Consider the following 1,163-nt stretch of genomic DNA (forward strand, 5'->3'; position numbering starts at 1 on the left):
CTCTACTTTAGCTTCAGTTTTAATTCTTATATTTAAACTTTAGAATTGTGACGACGGAAAATAACGATCAATTCCAATCGCACGATATCATACACAATTACGTTACCCAACATTTGAGAAAAATCGTTTTCATATTGAACATAATTTTTAGCACATTAATTTTTGCTCAAAATCCTGAATCGTCAACTCTGTATGAAAAAGAGTATTACGATTTAATAAATTACGTTCCGAAAAATTTGGAATTTGACTCTATTCGTAAACCTGAAAGCCGACTATTACAAGTAGAATTAAATACAATTAGTAGTTTACATATTTACAGTGGATTAAGGGATGAATTTAAACTAAACGAAAAAGACAATAAATGGTTGAATTATAAAATTGACCGATTTGCAACAGCTTTATTCCTTGATGGAAAAAAGATTTTAGTTAGTGCTGTTGGAGGTTATTCTGGTTGTCCAGATAAAATGATTGATACTCTTCGACTGAATAATATTGAGATTATTAATTTAAAATTCTGCCATACTTGCACAGATGCTATTCGAGACGAAAATTTTATAAGAATTTTTAATGACAGAATGTATTCTTTAATGAAAATTGAGCCACCAAATAGAAAAACAAGATTATTCTATGGCGAATATATTGGACGAAACAAAAACCGATTTGAAATTAAACTAGTTTTAAAAGAGGACAGAACATTCAAATTTTGGGTTAATAAAGGACACGATTCAGATTTTACAGAGGGTTTGTGGAAAAATATTAACGACACGCTGATTTTAAAATCTCGTAATCTGAATAAAGATGATGAAATAAGTTTCGCATTATCGAGTGCAAATTGGATTGAGTTTAATGACTTAGAGTTTCGTTTAAATAAAGGAAAACTGACTGAATTGAATGACAAAAATCGGAAATTAAAACAAACAGTTGAATAAAAAACGTTGGGTAACACCGTGTATAATCCATGCTCTACTCTAGCTTCAGTTTAAATTCTTATATTTAAAAAATGATTCGTAACCGCGGAAAGTAACGAACGTTTCCAAACGCACGATATCATACACAATTACGTTAGCAACAATAGTGCAATACCGAAAATAAAGCTGGTCAGGAAACTTTCTGAATAGACCTCAGCACTTCGGATTCTTCTAAAACTATTACTCTGAAAATGA

Annotated in this window: 1 protein-coding gene; it reads left to right on the forward strand. The window is 30.4% G+C overall.

Annotation, left to right across the window (positions count from 1 at the left end; all coding sequences use genetic code 11):
• The first annotated feature begins 134 nt into the window (after positions 1-134).
• Complete coding sequence (locus ACU8DI_RS15330; RefSeq protein WP_447113669.1) at positions 135-929, forward strand: hypothetical protein; 795 nt, start codon at positions 135-137, stop codon at positions 927-929.
• Positions 930-1,163: the final 234 nt, after the last annotated feature.

This window comes from Psychroserpens sp. BH13MA-6 (genome assembly GCF_052983595.1).